This is a genomic window from Streptomyces sp. TSRI0107 (assembly GCF_001905845.1).
GTDB lineage: Bacteria > Actinomycetota > Actinomycetes > Streptomycetales > Streptomycetaceae > Streptomyces.
The window spans coordinates 222,657-238,910 of the sequence record NZ_LIVZ01000006.1; the positions used below are offsets into that span (position 1 = coordinate 222,657).

General features: G+C 69.3%; 17 protein-coding genes, 2 tRNA genes and 2 pseudogenes. 15 read left to right on the forward strand and 6 right to left on the reverse strand.

Translation table 11 applies throughout. The features are described 5' to 3' along the window. Positions 1-36: 36 nt before the first annotated feature. Entirely contained in the window at positions 37-1,035 is a 999-nt protein-coding gene (locus AMK31_RS17520) for a sigma-70 family RNA polymerase sigma factor (RefSeq protein ID WP_073941470.1), read from the reverse strand. 193 nt (positions 1,036-1,228) lie between these two features. On the opposite strand from AMK31_RS17520, the gene AMK31_RS17525 reads away from it, so the two are divergent. Next, entirely contained in the window at positions 1,229-1,747 is a 519-nt protein-coding gene (locus AMK31_RS17525; RefSeq protein ID WP_073941471.1) for a GNAT family N-acetyltransferase, read from the forward strand. A gap of 16 nt (positions 1,748-1,763) precedes the next feature. Here the strand turns inward: AMK31_RS17525 and AMK31_RS17530 are convergent, their stop codons facing one another. Next, the gene (locus AMK31_RS17530; RefSeq protein WP_073941472.1) at positions 1,764-2,555 is read right to left on the reverse strand and encodes a dioxygenase family protein; all 792 of its coding nucleotides are present in this window, start codon (positions 2,553-2,555) and stop codon (positions 1,764-1,766) included. Between the two features lie 122 nt (positions 2,556-2,677). Here AMK31_RS17530 and AMK31_RS17535 point away from each other — a divergent pair, with 122 nt between their 5' ends. Next, positions 2,678-3,190, forward strand: coding sequence for a MarR family winged helix-turn-helix transcriptional regulator (locus AMK31_RS17535; RefSeq protein ID WP_073941473.1), 513 nt, complete (start codon positions 2,678-2,680; stop codon positions 3,188-3,190). Positions 3,191-3,325: 135 nt separating this feature from the next. On the opposite strand, the gene AMK31_RS17540 is transcribed toward AMK31_RS17535, so the two are convergent. Together AMK31_RS17540 and AMK31_RS17545 are read right to left on the reverse strand one after the other, a co-directional pair. Then, complete coding sequence (locus tag AMK31_RS17540) at positions 3,326-4,888, reverse strand: MFS transporter (protein ID WP_073941474.1); 1,563 nt, start codon at positions 4,886-4,888, stop codon at positions 3,326-3,328. A 278-nt stretch (positions 4,889-5,166) separates the two neighbouring features. After that, the gene (locus tag AMK31_RS17545; RefSeq protein WP_073941475.1) at positions 5,167-5,811 is read right to left on the reverse strand and encodes a TetR/AcrR family transcriptional regulator; all 645 of its coding nucleotides are present in this window, start codon (positions 5,809-5,811) and stop codon (positions 5,167-5,169) included. A 600-nt stretch (positions 5,812-6,411) separates the two neighbouring features. Here AMK31_RS17545 and AMK31_RS17550 point away from each other — a divergent pair. The 5 genes and pseudogenes from AMK31_RS17550 to AMK31_RS17570 all read left to right on the forward strand — a co-directional run bounded on the left by AMK31_RS17550 (position 6,412) and on the right by AMK31_RS17570 (position 10,051). Beyond that, positions 6,412-7,665 (forward strand): M6 family metalloprotease domain-containing protein, encoded by a 1,254-nt coding sequence (locus AMK31_RS17550; protein WP_107468659.1) that lies wholly within the window; start codon positions 6,412-6,414, stop codon positions 7,663-7,665. A gap of 17 nt (positions 7,666-7,682) precedes the next feature. Further along, positions 7,683-8,294, forward strand: a complete 612-nt coding sequence (locus AMK31_RS17555; protein ID WP_073941476.1) for an MBL fold metallo-hydrolase — start codon at positions 7,683-7,685, stop codon at positions 8,292-8,294. Positions 8,295-8,353: 59 nt separating this feature from the next. After that, a tRNA-Arg gene (locus AMK31_RS17560) sits at positions 8,354-8,426 on the forward strand. A gap of 151 nt (positions 8,427-8,577) precedes the next feature. Continuing rightward, positions 8,578-9,271, forward strand: a pseudogene (locus AMK31_RS39180) (type I restriction endonuclease subunit R); the annotation flags it as partial. Between the two features lie 111 nt (positions 9,272-9,382). Beyond that, entirely contained in the window at positions 9,383-10,051 is a 669-nt protein-coding gene (locus tag AMK31_RS17570; protein WP_073941478.1) for a hypothetical protein, read from the forward strand. Positions 10,052-10,089: 38 nt separating this feature from the next. Here AMK31_RS17570 and AMK31_RS17575 read toward each other — a convergent pair whose 3' ends face one another. Further along, positions 10,090-10,353 (reverse strand): GntR family transcriptional regulator, encoded by a 264-nt coding sequence (locus AMK31_RS17575; protein WP_073941479.1) that lies wholly within the window; start codon positions 10,351-10,353, stop codon positions 10,090-10,092. Positions 10,354-10,502: 149 nt separating this feature from the next. Here AMK31_RS17575 and AMK31_RS41020 point away from each other — a divergent pair, with 149 nt between their 5' ends. The 8 genes and pseudogenes from AMK31_RS41020 to AMK31_RS17610 all read left to right on the forward strand — a co-directional run bounded on the left by AMK31_RS41020 (position 10,503) and on the right by AMK31_RS17610 (position 15,233). Further along, positions 10,503-10,817, forward strand: coding sequence for a hypothetical protein (locus tag AMK31_RS41020; protein WP_198948505.1), 315 nt, complete (start codon positions 10,503-10,505; stop codon positions 10,815-10,817). Next, positions 10,814-11,077 carry a hypothetical protein gene (locus tag AMK31_RS17585; RefSeq protein WP_073941481.1) on the forward strand — a complete coding sequence of 88 codons (264 nt, stop codon included), beginning with the start codon at positions 10,814-10,816 and terminating at the stop codon, positions 11,075-11,077. Before AMK31_RS41020 ends, AMK31_RS17585 begins: the two co-directional genes overlap by 4 nt. Before the next feature lie 60 nt (positions 11,078-11,137). Next, a pseudogene (locus AMK31_RS17590) lies at positions 11,138-11,785 on the forward strand (serine/threonine-protein kinase); the annotation flags it as partial. Positions 11,786-12,009: 224 nt separating this feature from the next. Continuing rightward, positions 12,010-12,576, forward strand: a complete 567-nt coding sequence (locus AMK31_RS17595; protein ID WP_073941482.1) for a Uma2 family endonuclease — start codon at positions 12,010-12,012, stop codon at positions 12,574-12,576. 137 nt (positions 12,577-12,713) lie between these two features. Continuing rightward, positions 12,714-12,779 (forward strand) — tRNA-OTHER (locus tag AMK31_RS40685). A 627-nt stretch (positions 12,780-13,406) separates the two neighbouring features. Further along, entirely contained in the window at positions 13,407-13,610 is a 204-nt protein-coding gene (locus AMK31_RS17600) for a cold-shock protein (RefSeq protein ID WP_073941483.1), read from the forward strand. Positions 13,611-13,988: 378 nt separating this feature from the next. Further along, a complete protein-coding gene (locus tag AMK31_RS41555) occupies positions 13,989-14,273 on the forward strand; it encodes an SCO5918 family protein (protein ID WP_385311208.1) in 285 nt (94 codons plus the stop codon). Between the two features lie 603 nt (positions 14,274-14,876). Further along, positions 14,877-15,233: a MerR family transcriptional regulator gene (locus tag AMK31_RS17610; protein WP_073941485.1), complete on the forward strand. Its 357-nt coding sequence runs from the start codon at positions 14,877-14,879 to the stop codon at positions 15,231-15,233. A gap of 25 nt (positions 15,234-15,258) precedes the next feature. Here the strand turns inward: AMK31_RS17610 and AMK31_RS17615 are convergent, their stop codons facing one another. Then, positions 15,259-16,065 carry a DUF1963 domain-containing protein gene (locus AMK31_RS17615; RefSeq protein ID WP_073941486.1) on the reverse strand — a complete coding sequence of 269 codons (807 nt, stop codon included), beginning with the start codon at positions 16,063-16,065 and terminating at the stop codon, positions 15,259-15,261. Positions 16,066-16,254: the final 189 nt, after the last annotated feature.

The following is a 16,254-nucleotide window of genomic DNA, read 5'->3' on the forward strand; positions in this document are numbered from 1 at the left end:
CGCCGTTCGGCGAACCGGCCGCCGCGGCGGCGGGCCTCACGCCGCCGCGTCGAATCCGGTGTCCCGCGCCAGCTTCTTCAGCTCCAGCAGCGCGTGCTTCTCGATCTGGCGGATGCGCTCGCGCGTCAGGCCGTGCTCCTTGCCGACCTCGGTGAGGGTGCGCTCCCGGCCGTCCTCGATGCCGTACCGCATCTTGATGATGGAGGCCGTGCGCTGGTCCAGGCGGCCGATCAGGTCGTCCAGTTCCTCGCTGCGCAGCAGCGTCAGGACCGACTGCTCGGGCGACACGGCGGACGTGTCCTCCAGCAGGTCTCCGAACTGGGTCTCCCCTTCGTCGTCCACGGACATGTTCAGCGAGACCGGGTCGCGGGACCAGTCCAGCACGTCGGTGACGCGCTCCGGGGTGGAGCCGAGCTCGGCGGCGATCTCGGCGGGCTCGGGCTCCCGGCCGTGCTCACGGTTGAACTCGCGCTGCACGCGCCGGATCCGGCCCAGTTCCTCCACCAGGTGGACGGGCAGGCGGATGGTGCGGGACTGGTCGGCTATGGACCGGGTGATCGCCTGACGGATCCACCAGGTGGCGTACGTCGAGAACTTGAAGCCCTTGCGGTAGTCGAACTTCTCCACCGCGCGGACGAGGCCGGCGTTGCCCTCCTGGATCAGGTCGAGCAGCGGCAGACCACTGCGCGGGTACCGGCGGGCGACGGCGACGACCAGACGCAGATTGGAACGGATGAAGATGTCCTTGGCCCGCTCCCCGTCGGCGACCAGGGCCTCCAGCTCCTCACGGGTGGCCTCGGCCCTCGACTCCTCGTACCCGTCGAGCACCTGCTGCGCGAACACACCCGCTTCGATGATCTGTGACAGCTCGACCTCCTTTGCGGCGTCGAGCAGCGGCGTCCGCGCGATCTCGTCCAGGTACATGCCGACCAGATCGCGGTCCGCGATCTCGCCGCCATGGGCGCGAACACTGCTTGCCGCGTCGACGGTCTCGCCGGCGGCGGACGTACGACGGGCGACGGCACGGGTTGCCATGCGTGCTCCCTTGCGATGATGAGGTCAGCGGGTGGTCCTTCGGACACTCAGCACTCAGTTGTGGACCCTTGGATCCTCTTCCGAGTGCCCTGCATCCGATGGAAACAACGACTGGAATCCGGACAGAATTCCCAAGCCGCCCCTCAATTTTTCTGATCGTGCAGTACCCTGTGCCGCCACACAGGGAGGCGAGATGGCGACAGAACGTGCGGAAGTGCAGGTCAGGCCGGGAGTCGAGGGTGACCTCACCGCTCTCACCGACCTCTACAACCACTACGTACGCGAGACGGCCATCACATTCGACACGGAGATCTTCACTCCGGAGGAGCGCCGCCCTTGGCTGCTCTCCCACCCTGAAGACGGCCCCTACCGCCTCATGGTTGCCACGGACACCGCTTCCCAGCGGATTCTGGGATACGCCACCTCCAGCCCCTTCCGCCCCAAGGCCGCCTACGGCACCTCCGTCGAGGTCACCGTCTACGTCGCCCCGGACGCCGGCCGCCGGGGCATCGGCACCCTCCTCTACAAGGCCCTCTTCGAGGCGCTGGCCGGCGAGGACCTGCACCGCGCGTACGCCGGCATCGCCCAGCCGAACGAGGCCTCGGCCCGGCTGCACGAGCGTTTCGGCTTCCGGTACGTCGGCACGTACCGCGAGGTGGGCCGCAAATTCGAGCGTTACTGGGACGTGGCCTGGTACGAGAAGGAGCTGTGAGCCGATCCGGCCCCGGTCAGCCGAACTGCACCGACCGCTTCGCCAGCCCCATCCAGAACCCGTCGATCACCGACTTCTGTTCCCCCAGCTCGCCGGCCGCGTCCGCCGCGCCCATGGTCACGAACAGCGGGGCGAAGTGCTCGGTGCGAGGATGGGCGTACCGGCCCGCCGGCGCCTTGTTCAGGAAGTCCAGCAGCGCGTCGACGTCCCGCGCAGCCAGCGCCCGCCGCCCCCAGTCGTCGAACTCGGCGGACCAGCCGGGCACTCCCCCGCCGGTGTGGCGCAGGGCGGCCAGGTTGTGGGTGAAGAACCCGGAGCCGACGATCAGCACGCCCTCGTCGCGCAGCGGCGCGAGCCTGCGGCCGATCTCCATCAGCCGTACGGGGTCGAGGGTCGGCAGGGAGACCTGGAGGACGGGGATGTCGGCGTGCGGGTACATCTCGACGAGCGGGACGTAGGCGCCGTGATCGAGGCCCCGGTCCGGGATGTCCTGCACGGGCATGCCGGGGGCGCGCAGCAGCTTCCGTACGGACTCGGCGAGCGCGGGGGCGCCGGGGGCGTCGTAGCGGACCCGGTAGTAGTGCTCGGGGAAGCCCCAGAAGTCGTAGACGAGCGGCACCGGCTCGGTGGCGGCGAGGGCGAGCGGGGCCTCCTCCCAGTGGGCGGAGACCATGAGGATCGCCTTGGGGCGCGGCAGGGCGGCCGACCAGGCGGCCAGTTCGCCGGGCCAGACGGGGTCGTCCGCGAGGGGCGGGGCGCCGTGGCTGAGGTAGAGCGCGGGCATGCGCTCCGGGGCGGTGGCGGACATGGTCGGCGGCTCCTCCACTTACCTGGACTACCTGAATTACTTGAACTCTCAATCGACCCTTCGGCACCACCGTACGCCCGATTTGTTTAAGATTCAAGGAGAGTGCCCGTACAGTGGAACCCATGAACACGGCACCCGCATCCGAACCCGCGGAGCCCCGCTGGCTCACCTCCGAGGAACAGTACGTATGGCGCTCCTACATCGAGGCCGCCACTCTCCTTGAGGACCATCTCGACCGTCAGCTCCAGCGTGACGCGGGAATGCCGCACGTGTACTACGGGCTCCTGGTCAAGCTCGCCGAGTCGCCGCGCCGCCGGCTGCGGATGACCGAACTCGCCAAGCACGCCAAGATCACCCGCTCCCGGCTCTCGCACGCCGTCGCCCGCCTGGAGAAGAGCGGCTGGGTCCGCCGGGAGAACTGCCCCTCCGACAAGCGGGGCCAGTTCGCGGTCCTCACCGAGCAGGGCATGGAGGTGCTGAAGCAGTCCGCGCCGGGCCATGTGGCCGCCGTACGCCAGGCCGTCTTCGACCGGCTCACCCCGGAACAGCAGAAGTCCCTCGGCGAGATCATGCGGATCGTCGCCGAGGGACTTCAGCCCAACGAAGCGGGAGCGGACCTGCCCTGGCTCCGATGAGCGGTGCTCATGGTGCCGCCGGGGCTCATGGGCTCATGGCGCTGGGCTCGTGGGCTCATGGGCTCGTGGGCTCATGGCGCTCATCGGGGGCTCAGGGGGCGTCTGCCGCGCGCCTGCCGCGCGCCTGCCGGATGCTCAGTGCGCGATCACCGGCACGGGCACCTCGTCCTCGGCCGCGGCGCCGGAGCCCGAGCCGGAGCCGGTGACGGTCGTCATCCTCGGCTTGCCCGCGTTGACCAGGGTCAGGGCGATCGCCGCGGCCACGACCAGGATGCCGACCGCGAACCAGATGGCGCTGGTGTAGCCCTCGACCATGCCCTCCAGCTGGACCAGCTGCTGCTGGGAGCGGGAGGTCGCCGAGCCGATGTGGTCGGCGATGTAGGACGTGGTCGCCGAGGCGGCGACGGTGTTCAGCAGGGCCGTACCGATGGCGCCGCCCACCTGCTGCGAGGTGTTGACCATCGCGGAGGCGACACCGGCGTCCCGCGCCTCGACGCCCTGCGTGGACAGGGACATCGCCGGCATGAACGCCGTACCCATGCCGAGGCCGAGCAGCAGCATCGCGGGCAGCAGCAGGGCGGCGTACGAGGAACCGACCTCCAGCTGGGTCAGCAGCAGCATGCCGAGGGCGGCGACCAGGAAGCCGGGGCCCATCAGCAGCCGCGGCGCGACCCGGGTCATCAGGCGGGTGCCGATCTGGGTGGAGCCCACGATCATGCCGGTGATCATCGGCAGGAAGGCGAAACCGGTCTTGACCGGCGAGTAGTCCTTCACGATCTGCAGGTAGTAGGTCAGGAACAGGAACAGGCCGAACATCGCGATGATCGCGAGGCCGAGCGAGAGGTAGACACCGCCGCGGTTGCGCTCGGTGACCACGCGCAGCGGCAGCAGCGGGGCCTTCACCTTGGCCTCGACCAGCACGAACGCGAGCAGCAGCACGGCCGAGCCGACGAACATGCCGACGGTGACCGCGTCGCTCCAGCCGTTGGACTCCGCGCGGGTGAAGCCGTAGACCAGCGCGACCAGACCCAGGGTGGACAGGATCACGCCGGGGATGTCGAGCGGGGAGCGGTTGCGGCCGCCCTCCGGCTCACGGACGACGAGCCAGGCACCGGCCGCCGCGACCACGGCGAACGGGATGTTGACGAAGAAGGTCCAGCGCCAGTCCAGGTACTCGGTGAGGAACCCGCCGAGGATCAGACCGACGGCGCCGCCACCACCGGCGATCGCACCGTAGATGCCGAACGCCTTGGCGCGCTCCCTGGCGTCGGTGAACATCACCGCGAGCAGCGACAGCGCGGCGGGCGCGAGCAGCGCGCCGAACACACCCTGCAGCGCGCGGGCGCCGAACATCATCGCCTCGTTGGTGGCGGCACCACCCAGCGCGGAGGCCACGGCGAAGCCGGCCAGACCGACGACGAAGGCGCGCTTACGGCCCCACAGGTCGGCGATCCGGCCGCCGAAGAGCAGCAGACCACCGAAGGCGAGGGCGTACGCCGTCACCACCCACTGGCGGTTGCCGTCGGAGATGCCGAGATCCTGCTGGGCGGACGGCAGGGCGATGTTCACGATGGTCGCGTCCAGCACGACCATCAGCTGCGCGAGCGCGATGAAGACGAGCGCCTTCCAGCGCCCGGGGTCGGGGAGGGGTATGGCGGAGGCGGCGGAGACGGACGCCTTGCCGGTGGACTGAGACATGGAGGTACCCACTTCGGGACTTCGGTGGAGCTTGGTGAGGGAAAAGCCGAGCTGTACGACGAAAAAGAGAGAAAAAAGGGAAACCTGAGGGACGGCGCGTCCTCGTCGACGGCCGCGGGAGTGCTGGTGTGCTGGACTGGCGGAGCGCTTCAGGCAGTGACCCATCGCTTCAGCCGCTGACGGGCTGCGGGCTGAACTGCCGGATGAACTCCTGGCGGACTACCGGATGAACTCCTGGCTGGACTGCCGGATGAACTCCCGGCTGGACTGCTGGATGATCAGGGTCGGCGCAGGTCCTCCATGGTGACGGCCGTGCCCGGGAGTTCGGTGCGGGCCGGGGCCCGCAGTCCGTCCAGGTACAGCTGAAGATGGCGGTGGACGAAGCGGTCGGCGCTCAGGCACGCGGTGCCGGCCGGCGGCCGGCTGAGCTGGGCGACACCGAGCATCAGGTCGCCGACGCCCACGTCGGGCCGGAGCTGACCGGCCGCCTTGGCGCGGTCCATGACCTCCCCGACCAGCTGCTCGAAACGCTCGCGCGCGGCCTCCAGGTCCGGGTGGTTCTGGTCGAAGGTGCTGGAGACCATGGGGCACAGCGCGCTGATCCGCTCGTCGGCGGCGGCGTGCGCGATGCGCTCCATGGCCGTGAAGGCGTCGCCGGTCTCGGCGAGGGCCCGCTCGGCCGCCTCGACCGTACGGTCGATGACGGCGCAGACGACCTCGCGGACGAGGGCGTCGCGGTCCGGGAAGTTGCGGTACACCGTGGCGTTGCCGACGCCGGCCCGGCGGGCGATCTCGTCGAACGGCACATCGGGGCCGAACTCGACGAACATCTCCCGGGCGGCGGTGACGATCCGCTCCCGGTTGCGCAGGGCGTCGGCGCGCGGCCGGGTCGCCTTGCGGCGCGCGGGGGTGGCGGTCTGCACGGCGTACTCCTCGCTCGATGACTGGTGATGCTGCTCGGTTACTGCTTGATGTCTGCTCAGTGCCGGTGATCCGGGGACCGGGTCCCCGTTTCGCCCGGACGCATGGTTAAACGGGGATTCGATCCCCGCTTATTTCCCACTACTGAAAACTTTCCATGTGACCTGAATCACGCACCCGGACCCGGGAAACCCACGATCGGTCTCCTCCAACGCGCGCCCGCGTCCCGCCCGTCACAGGGTGATCGAAAGGGTGCAGCCAGACCGGGGCGGCTGCCTGGAGCGAAAGGTCCATGCATGCAGCCGCAGCCGTCCAGCCGCTGGATACGCCCGGTACGACGCATGCGGCGCGCGGCGGTACGAGGGATGCGGCGCGAGGCGATGCGGGGGTTGGGGGGCGGAGCAGCGCCGCGCGTGGAGCGCGGGCGGCTGCCCCGCATGCTCCAGGCGGTACCCCGCGTGTGGCGCGAGGCGGTACCCCGCACGTGGCGCGAGCCGGTGACCCGCATCGGACGGGAGACGGAACCCCGCACATGGCGCAAGGCCGCACCCCACACATGGCGCGACGCGGCACCCCGCACATGGCGTGAGGCCGCACCCCGCATGCGGCGCGTGGCCGCGTTCGCGGCGGTGACCGCCCTGACGGCCGCGGTCAGCACCTCCGCGAGCACCGGCCACTTCACCCACGGCCCGGCCACGGCGGGCGCGCGCCCCCTCGGCACGGCGCACTCGTCCGCCCTCGCGCCCTGCATGATCACCAGCCACCGGGACGTCCAGATGTCCGAGGGCATCCCCACCCCCGGCGGCTACTCCCCCTCCACCGGCACGGTCCGCGCCCTCACCCTGATGATCGACTTCTCGGACGCCCCCGGCGCCGGCACGGCCCTCGACCGGTACCGCGAGTTCTTCCCGCAGACCCAGGATTGGTTCCGCACCAGCTCCTACGGCCGCCTCGACTACCGCCCGGAGACCCCCATCCGGGGATGGCTGCGCATGCCGCAGCCCTTCGAGGCGTACGGCATAGAGCGCGGCGCGCCCTTCGACCCCGGGTACCGCAAGCTCGTCCAGGACATCGTGGCCACCGCCGACCCCAAGGTCGACTTCAGGTCGTACGACCTCCTGAACGTGCTGGTGACCCCGAACGCGGGCCCGTCCGCGCTCGACACCGTGCTGTCGGTGACCTTCGCCGGGAACGCGGAGGCCCCCTCGGCGGACGGCGTGCCGGTGGCCAACGCGTCCTTCGTCTACTCCCGCCAGGACGACGGCTCCGGCTCCTACGACCGCACCGGCTACCGCGTGCTGCCCCACGAGAACGGGCACGTCTTCGGCCTGCCCGACCTCTACACCCAGGAGGGCGGCGGCGCCGTCGGCCACTGGGACATCATGAGCGAGGACTGGGGCGCCAACAACGACCTGCTCGGCTGGCACAAGTGGAAGCTCGGCTGGCTCGACGCCGACCAGATCGCCTGCGCCGTGAAACCCGGCACCGCCGAGCACACCCTCACCCCGCTGGCCCGCACCGGCGGCATCAAACTCCTCTTCGTCCCCCTCGACGGCCGCACCGGCTACGCCGTCGAACTCCGCACCCGGGAGGGCAACGACGAGGCCGTGTGCCGCCCCGGCGTGCTCATCTACAAGGTCGACGCGGCCGTCGACACCGGCCAGGGCCCGATCACCGTCTACGACTCCCGCGGCGACAGCGGCGGCTGCACCCGCAGCCCCAACGTCCACGCGGAACTCTCCGACGCGCCGTTCACCCCCGGCGACACGTTCAAGGACCCGGCGAAGGGCATCCGCATCACGGTGACATCGGCCGACCCGAAGGGCGACCATGTGATCCGGGTGACACGGGACTGAGGGGGCAGGGGGGCGGCATGCGTCTGACGAAGTACACGCACTCGTGCGTACGCCTGGAAGCCGGAGGCTCTGAATCCGGCGGCGTTCTGATCATCGACCCGGGCATCTGGAGCGAACCCGCGGCCCTCGCCGGCGCCGACGCGATCCTCCTGACCCACGAACACGCGGACCACGCAGACCTGTTGCGCCTAAAAGGCCTGGGCGCCCCCGTCTACGCCCCTGCCACCGCGAACCTCCCCGACCTCGACTTCATCGGCGTCACCGCCGGCGAGGAGTTCACCGCGGCCGGCTTCCGGGTGACCGCCCACGGCGGCCGACACGCCCACGTCCACGGCGGCTTCCCCGACTGCCCCAACCTCGGCTACCTCGTCGAGGACCGCCTCTACCACCCCGGAGACTCCCTCCACCGCCCCGACCGCCCCGTCGAAACCCTCCTGGTCCCCCTCCAGGCCTCCTGGCTCAAAACAGCGGAAGCGATCACCTTCCTCCAAGCCGTCGCCCCGGAACGTGCCCACGGAATCCACGACGCCCAGATCAACGAACGCGCCCTGACCAGCATCAACGGCTGGCTCACCACCACCGGCGCCGACCACTACCACTGGCTCCCCCCAGGAGCCTCCCCCCACTGACCGACCCGCCCGCTACACTGACGACGGCAACGCGGACACGACCGCCCGCACCGCCGACTGCCTTCGTAGCTCAGGGGATAGAGCACCGCTCTCCTAAAGCGGGTGTCGCAGGTTCGAATCCTGCCGGGGGCACAACGCGTTACCGCTCCGACCTGGGGTTCGTCCCCCAGGGAGGACTCCCACTCGGCCTCGGACTTCTCGTCCGGGGCCGTTTGCGTGAGCGGACGGAGAGCTGATCCCCGAAATCTCTCCAACGGATAAGCATCATCCGGCACGGACTCCGGCCCAGCGCAAGACCCAGGCCGACCTGGCGGTCCTCGACTTCGTCAACGACGCCGAGGACATACAGGAGTCCTTCCGCCCGTACTTCGAGGAGGCGAACACCCTCCCCTCCGACCCCAACCTGCTCTACACCGCGCAGAGTCGGGTCATGCAGGCTGCGATCCTGTCCGGGCAGGAGATGGACGAGTTCGCCGCCGCGTACTTCGCCGCCATGGAGAAGGCGGCGGGTTCGCAGTCCAAGTGGGAGAAGCTGCACGCCGAGCTGTACCGGCTGCTCTCCCCCGCCGTCGCCCGCTTCACCGGGCTGCAGGACAGCGACGACGAGGACGACCAGGAGACGGCGGAGGGCTTCCGCGCCGACCTCAACGACTACGTCAGGAAGTACGGCTTCCTCGCGCAGATCGTCCCCTACCGGGACGCCGAGTGGAACGGCTGCACCTCTACGGCCGCTACCTCCTCAACCGGCTGCCGCGCCGCGCGGACGGCGGCGTGGACATAGGCGAGGTCGACCTCAGCCATCTACGGGTGGAGAAGACCAGCGAGTACGACGTCTCCCTCACCCCCGAGGGGCCGCGGGCATGGTCCGCCAGTACTTCGGTCCCGACAAGGGCTTAAAGTCCAGCCTGGACCGCAGCGCCCACAAGGCGGCCTGGCGGATGATCCGCCGCGAGGAGGGGCTGGACGACGACATCTGACGTGTACGCCCAGGCCGGGTGACCGGCCGGGGCGTCCTTCGAGAACGTCACCAGCACGGCCGGAAGTACGGGTTGCCCTCGCCATGAGGTGCAACGACTGGGGAGGGGTAAATGAGCAACGCAGTGGACGAGACCGAAGGTTCTCGGCTTCAGAAGGCCGTCGAAACGATCGTCATGACACCGGCAGCGGCCGCCAAGGTCGTGGACGGTTACCGTGCGACCTTCGAGGACAAGAACGAGCGGAAGCCCGAGAGCCTGGAGGACAAGCGCCGGATCGCGGCCAAGATCATAGGCCGGTACTCCAAGATGTCGGCAGCCGCTGGAGCCGTCACCGCCGCCCCTAGCGTGATTCCAGGGGTCGGAACCGCGGTCGCGATCCTCGGCGGTGGTGCCACCGACGTCGCCGTGGCGCTCAAGCTCCAGGTCGACATGTGCATGTGCCTGGTCGAGGTGTTCGAGACCGAGCTGAGCACCGAGGACAAGAAGCACCTCGCCTTCACCCTCGCCTTGGCGGGCTCGGTGGAACAGATGGCGTCGAAGGGCGGCAAGGCTGCGGTGCAGAAGATCGCCCAGAAGCTGGTCTACCAGTACCTCACGGGGCCCGCCCTGGTCACGATCAAGCAGCTGTTCAAGAGGGTGTCCATCACCTTCACCCAGAAGGCGATGGCCAAGGCGATTCCGGCCGGCGTGGGTGTCGCTTTCAGCAGCTCGACCAACTACGTACTGACGAGGGTGGTGGGCAGGGTTGCCGTCGCCGTCCTGGCCAAGGACGTGAAGTAGCAGCGCCGCATCTGGTCCCTGAACGCGACCGAGCTTGGCTATGCGGAGGAGGCGGGAGTTTCGGGGGAGGGCGGCAGGGGGTCGGCGACGAAAGTCCCCAGCCCAACCTCGCCCCGCGTCCACCCCTCCTCCCGCACATGCCGCATCGCCTTCGCCGCTGTCGCATTCACCACGCCGAACTCTTGGGCGATTTCCAGAGTGGAGGGCACGCGACTTCCCGGCGGATACGTGCCGTTCTTGATGCGCCGGATGATCTCCGCTGCGATCTGCCGCCACAGGGGGCGTGTGCGGTCAAGCTCCATGACCCTCAGCGTGGGTGACCACGGCTTTCCGTGCATCCGTGGTTATCTGCGGTTATCCACGCTAATGTTGATGCGCAGCACAGAGCGGCCCCGACAGGAAGCGGCTACTTCCCTACCGGGGCCTCAGCCGACTGATTGGGAGTCGACCTATGCGCAGCCTACTGGCCGCGATTCTGGCCCTGTTCCTGCCCGCCCGGGGTGCCCATCGCGCCGCAGCGCCGCCACCACTGCCCCCCTTCTCCTGTCCGCCCGCTCCGGAACCCCCGCCCGTGGTCACGCGCCCGCACCTGGCGGACGTCATCACCGTCGACGGCATGCCCCTGGTCCGGCCGTACCTCGTCGAATGGGAACGCGAGCGGGACGAACATGACCGGCGCCGCCTTCAGCGCGAGCGGCGCAGGGCGGCGGTCCTGGCGACGCTGGGGCAGGACTACGTTCCGGTTCCGTGGGAGGTCGCCGCATGAGCACGAGTACGCCGCGGCTGCGCAGTCTCGGCCTCGACCCGGACACCGGCAAGGAGGCCCTGGCGGTCACGCACCCCGGCGGCCGTCTTGAGGAGCTGGCCGACGCGCACGCGCTGAAGGCCGCCGCCGTCCTGGTGACGGTCGTCGGCGCAGTGCTGGAGGCGGGGAAGGCGTCGGACGCCGAGCTCGCCGCCTTCGTAACGCCGTTGCACGCCGCGCTCGAAGAATGCGTCGGCATCATGGCGGCCGACAAGGAGTGATGGCGTAGCGGCAAGTCGGCCGCAGGGCCGGTGGTGCCTTCTGCTCTCCCCCACCGTCGCCCGCTCCGGCCGCTGCCGGTCAGCTGGGCGGCCGCCGTCGCCGCGCAGGTCGCGACCGTGCTGTCGTACGCGCACGACGTGCCGGTGATCCACCGGGACCTCAAGCCGGGCAACATCCTCGTCGCCCGCGACGGCACGGTGAAGGTCCTCGACTTCGGCATCGCGGCGATCCTGCGGACCGACGTCACCAAGCTGACCGCCACCGGCAGCCCCATCGGCACCCACCAGTACATGGCGCCGGAGCAGGTCCGCGGCGGACGCATCACCCCGCAGACCGACCTGTACGCGCTCGGCTGTGTGCTGCACGAACTCCTCAGCGGGCGGCTCGTGTTCGAGGCGGAGAGCGAGTACCTGCTGATGTACCAGCACGTCAACGCCGCCCCCACCCCGCTTCGGCGGCTGCGGCCCGACGTCCCCGAGGCGCGGCCCGCCGACACGCAGGAGGTGTACGCGCGGCTGCTGCCGTTCCTCCCGCCGCCGGGCCAGGAGCCCGGCACGGCGGATGCCGGGCCGGCCGGCGCGCCCGACCCCACCGGCGTGTTCCGTCGCCCGTTCGCGCCCCGCGCCCGCGCCCATGCCCCGGCGCCCGGCGGTCCGGCGCCGACGGCCGTCCTCCCGGGGGCCCCGCCGGTGCCCGTCCCCGCCCGGCGCGCGAGGACCTCAAGGAGTTCGACGGTTCGGCTTCCTGACCCGCTTCCTGCAGAAGCCGGCGACGAGTCCACCGCGCCGGTTTCCCACTTGTCGTGGGCTTGCTGGTCGGATGTCGGCCGACGAGAGGGAGCGTGAGCGGGATCAGAGTGGTGGAAGGACGGCGGACAGTACGCTGAATCCAGCGGGATCGGGCCCGCTGCACAGTGTCCGGGAGGTGCTTCATGACGGCCGAGATGGTGGCCCCGGCATGGATGCATGAGCAGATCACGGCGGAGGAGTACGACTCCTGGTCCGAGGAGCAGTGCGCCGGCATCGAGGTCGTGGACGGGATGGTCGTCGTGAGTCCGAGCGCGTCCAAGCGGCACAACCGGCTCGCTCGGATTCTGGCGAACGCCCTGGATGCCGCCGCGGGCCCGGAGTGGAACGCCGACACGGACTTCGACGTCCGGCTTCAGGACGTCCCGCTCACCAATCGCCGCCCGGACGTCGTCGTGTACCGCGCGGACACGATCGACGTCACCCCCACCCGCCCCGAGCACGTGCTGCTGGTGGCGGAGGTGGTGTCTCCGGGCTCGGAGACCACCGACCGGATCGTGAAGGTCGACCAGTACGCCAAGGCAGGCATCGGCTTCTACTGGAGGATCGAGCAGGCCGCGACCGGCGTTCCTCTCGTGTACACCTACGTCCTCGACCCCGCGACGAAGACCTACCGGAACGGAGACGTCTTCACGGGCGTCCTCAAGGTCGCGGCCCCCTTCCCGGTGGAGGTCGACCTCGGGCAGGTCTGACCATGCACTGCTTGGCAGTCGGCGACGCGTGAGCGATGCGTGAGCGGACTGCCCGATACAGGGCGCCATGATCCGGATCAAGCGGCTCGCCGCGCGGTTCTGACCAGGGACAAAGCACCGTACGGCAGCGCCAGGCAGCCCTCGGCAGGGATTCGATCCCACTCCTGAAGCGGGTGTCGCAGGTTCGAATCCTGCCGGGGGCACACAGGTCATCGCGATTCCGGCCGCAGTGAGGAGGGTGGCGGTGGCGTGCCGTACCGCGCCCGACCGGCGACCGGCGACCGGCGACCGGCGACCGGCGACCGGCGACCGGCGAGAAGATCGGGCATCGGTGGCGAGCGTTCCAGGAACGCGCAGGTCGTTGTCCCGCCCGGTCAGCCGTCATCCGGGCCTTGGACGAGTTGCCGATGGGACGCACGTGCGCGGAAGTTGATCCTCGCCCTCTTCGCAGGGATGTGACCTACATCGCGGTAGTGGCATCCCAACGCGTTCACCACTGCGCCCTCCCCTGACGACGGTGGCAGCGGCGTTTCTCCCGTCGACGGAGGTCACAGTGCCGCGGGCGGAAACGTACGGCAGGAAACGCCGCTCCCGCGCAGGGCAATATCTGTATCCGCGACAGGAGAAATTGCCGCAGGGTCCGGCGAGTAATTCTCGACCCCCGGCCGGGTCGGAATTATCAACCGCGCAGACCCGACCGCACCGTGCTACTGTCGATCTTAGTTGCAGGTGTGGTTGCCAGAAGGTTCATTTCCGACGGGGTAATCATCACGGCGACACGGAATTCGCACAGGGCGGATTCCTGACACCGTCTCCGAAGGAGAAATGACATGGCTACTGGCACCGTGAAGTGGTTCAACGCGGAAAAGGGCTTCGGCTTCATCGAGCAGGACGGCGGCGGCGCCGACGTCTTCGCCCATTACTCGAACATCGCCAGCCAGGGCTTCCGCGAGCTGCTGGAAGGCCAGAAGGTGTCGTTCGACATCGCGCAGGGCCAGAAGGGCCTGACGGCCGAGAACATCGTTCCGGCCTGACACCGGCGCTGAGGCATCACTTCGCAGCTGGGGCCCGCACCTCTGGGGTGCGGGCCCCAGCTCGCTGCTTTTCAGAGCGCGTGCCGGGAAGGCTCCACCGCCGTCACCGACTGAAACATTCCCCGTCGGTCCGACACACCCCTCAAGCGAATTCGGCTCGTCTCGAGCTTCTCTGATCCGCCCATCTGCTGTGGGAATTCTTTGATGCGCTCCCATCAAGGATAGTCCCGCATGAAGCGCGCCCGCACATCCCGCACATACGATCGCTTCAGGGGAGACGTCGGCGCCGGCCGCTCCGGTGGTCGGCGCCGTTCGAAGGCATACGGAAACCGCCGGGCCGGACGGGCCGTACAAGGCGAGTTCACGCCGCCGAAGACGATCACGCCCGCGCTGCCCGCCGTCGGGTCGTTCGCCGAGCTCACGACCGAGCTCATCACGGGTGAGTCCGTGACCATCGGCCGCCGCCGCCACCCGGTCAGGCAGGCGGGCCGGATCATCACCCGGCAGGTCAGCCGGGGCTTCACCAGCGGCGAAGTCGTCCGGGCCGTGACCGGCCTCGGTTTCACCTGCCACGAGCACCCCGTGATCGCGCCGGCGGGCTTCCCTGCTCCGCTCCAGGTCATTTCGGCACTGCTCGGGCGCACCGCCGCCTTGGAGGCGTGAGGACAGGCGGGCAACCGCCATCGAAGACCCGGTGAGGGCTCCTGCCGACGCGCGTCGGCAGGAGCCCTCATCGTCGTGCCACCGCCCCGGCATCTCGTCCTCCGCGGGAGAAAATCTACTCTTGCGAGAGTAGACATTGCCTCCTGATGCGATTAGCCTTCTTCTCGTTGACACGGTCAAGTGAGACCCGGCAGACACGAACTGGCGGGTAGCAGTACGCAAGTTCGCAGGTCAGTGTGGCTCTGGAGCTCCAAAGCCAGAGCCGCACTGGGCGGCCCGCAGATCCAGGGGCCGCCGACAGCATCACCACGCAGTACCGCAGTACCCCTTCAAAGTGGTCGGTTCAGAGAGAGGACGGAGGAGCAGACGCCATCAGGATCGCCCGGCCCGGGAAGCTCTCGGTCCGGGTACCGCAAGACCCCGGAATGGATGGTGGTCCCCGGTCACGCAGCCGCGATCCCCGCACCCCTCCCCTTGCCGGGCCGGGTAGCGGAAACAGAAGGTCGGCAGAGCATTAGGGCCGACAGATGGTGTTTCATTTCCTTCGGGGCCCTGGTGCCGTACGGCACCAGGGCCCCTCGACGCGTTGCACAACGAGGTGACATGGCAGCAGAAACTCCGCTCAGCAATCGTCTGGACGACGACGACTACCCCGCGTACACCATGGGCCGGGCCGCCGAAATGCTCGGCACCACTCCTGCCTTCCTCCGAGCCATCGGAGAGGCCCGTCTGATCACTCCGCTGCGCTCGGAGGGCGGACATCGCCGGTACTCCCGCTACCAGCTGCGGATCGCCGCCCGTGCCCGCGAGCTCGTCGACAGGGGAACCCCGATCGAGGCCGCGTGCCGCATCATCATCCTCGAGGACCAGCTCGAGGAGGCTCAGCGCATCAACGCCGAGTACCGCCGTGCCGCGAACGAGGCGTCCGGCGGCTCGGGTCCGGGTGTGGGTTCGGCCTGATCACAAGGCCGCGTTCAGGCGGCTGTCAGTGGCAGTCGAAGCGCCAGTCCCACGGGAGGCCGGGGCACTGGCGGCAGTGGAAGAAGTAGACGCCGCCGCAGTCGCCGAGCTGGATGTCGCCGGTGATGGTCAGAAGGTGCTCCATGCGGTGTCCGCTCTCGCAGGCCGGCCAGTCGGCGGGCTGAATCCAGGCGGGCCAGCCGCCGACCTTCGTCCCGATGATGTTGGAGTCGGGCGGCCACACGGCACGGCCCGTGGCCGCGCGGAGACGGGGCTCCCAGGTCTCCCACATGTCCTCGGGCAGGTCCAGCCACCTCGGGAAGTCCTCCGCGGTGGTCGGGGACAGCGTGGACGGTTCCGGCATGTTGTCCTCGTCGTACTCCCCTTCGCTCACCGCCGGGACCTCGGACAGCAGCCCGCCGGCCACGACCTCCGCCTCGTTGCGCCAGTAGAGCCTCGGCATCACCGGGCCGGGATCCTGTTCGTGGATCAGCGCGCACCACACCAGTTGCAGCAGGTCCTTGCCCTCCGGGAACTGCAGCCCCGGTACGTCCCGGGCGAACAACTGGAGGATCGGCACCATCGGCACCGCGCCCGGGACGATCTCCGTGTGGTTGCGCAAGTCGGACCCGAACGTCCAGTGGTCTTCCTGCGCGCAGTACGGCCACGGCTCGTCCGCGGGCCACAGCAGCTCACCGCCCAGCGAACTCTCCCGCACGCCGGGCTCGCCGGGTTCCGGGTTGAGGAGGACGGTCTCCCGGGCCAGGCCCGCGTACTCCGGTATCAGGGTGAGCAGATCCTTCGCGGGCAGCTCGGGGGTGGTTCCGGACATCGTGGCTCCTCGGGCGTACAGACGTACAGGCGTACAGGCATACAGAGATCCATGGGGCGGGGCGCTGCGGGCACGTTAGTACGCCCCGCCGACAATGCTTCCGGCGCATCGGGGCCGCGCACTCCCCCCTCCGCCCGCTCACCACAGCCCCGTGTTTCCGATCAAGTGGCGGAACCGGAGATTCCTTAT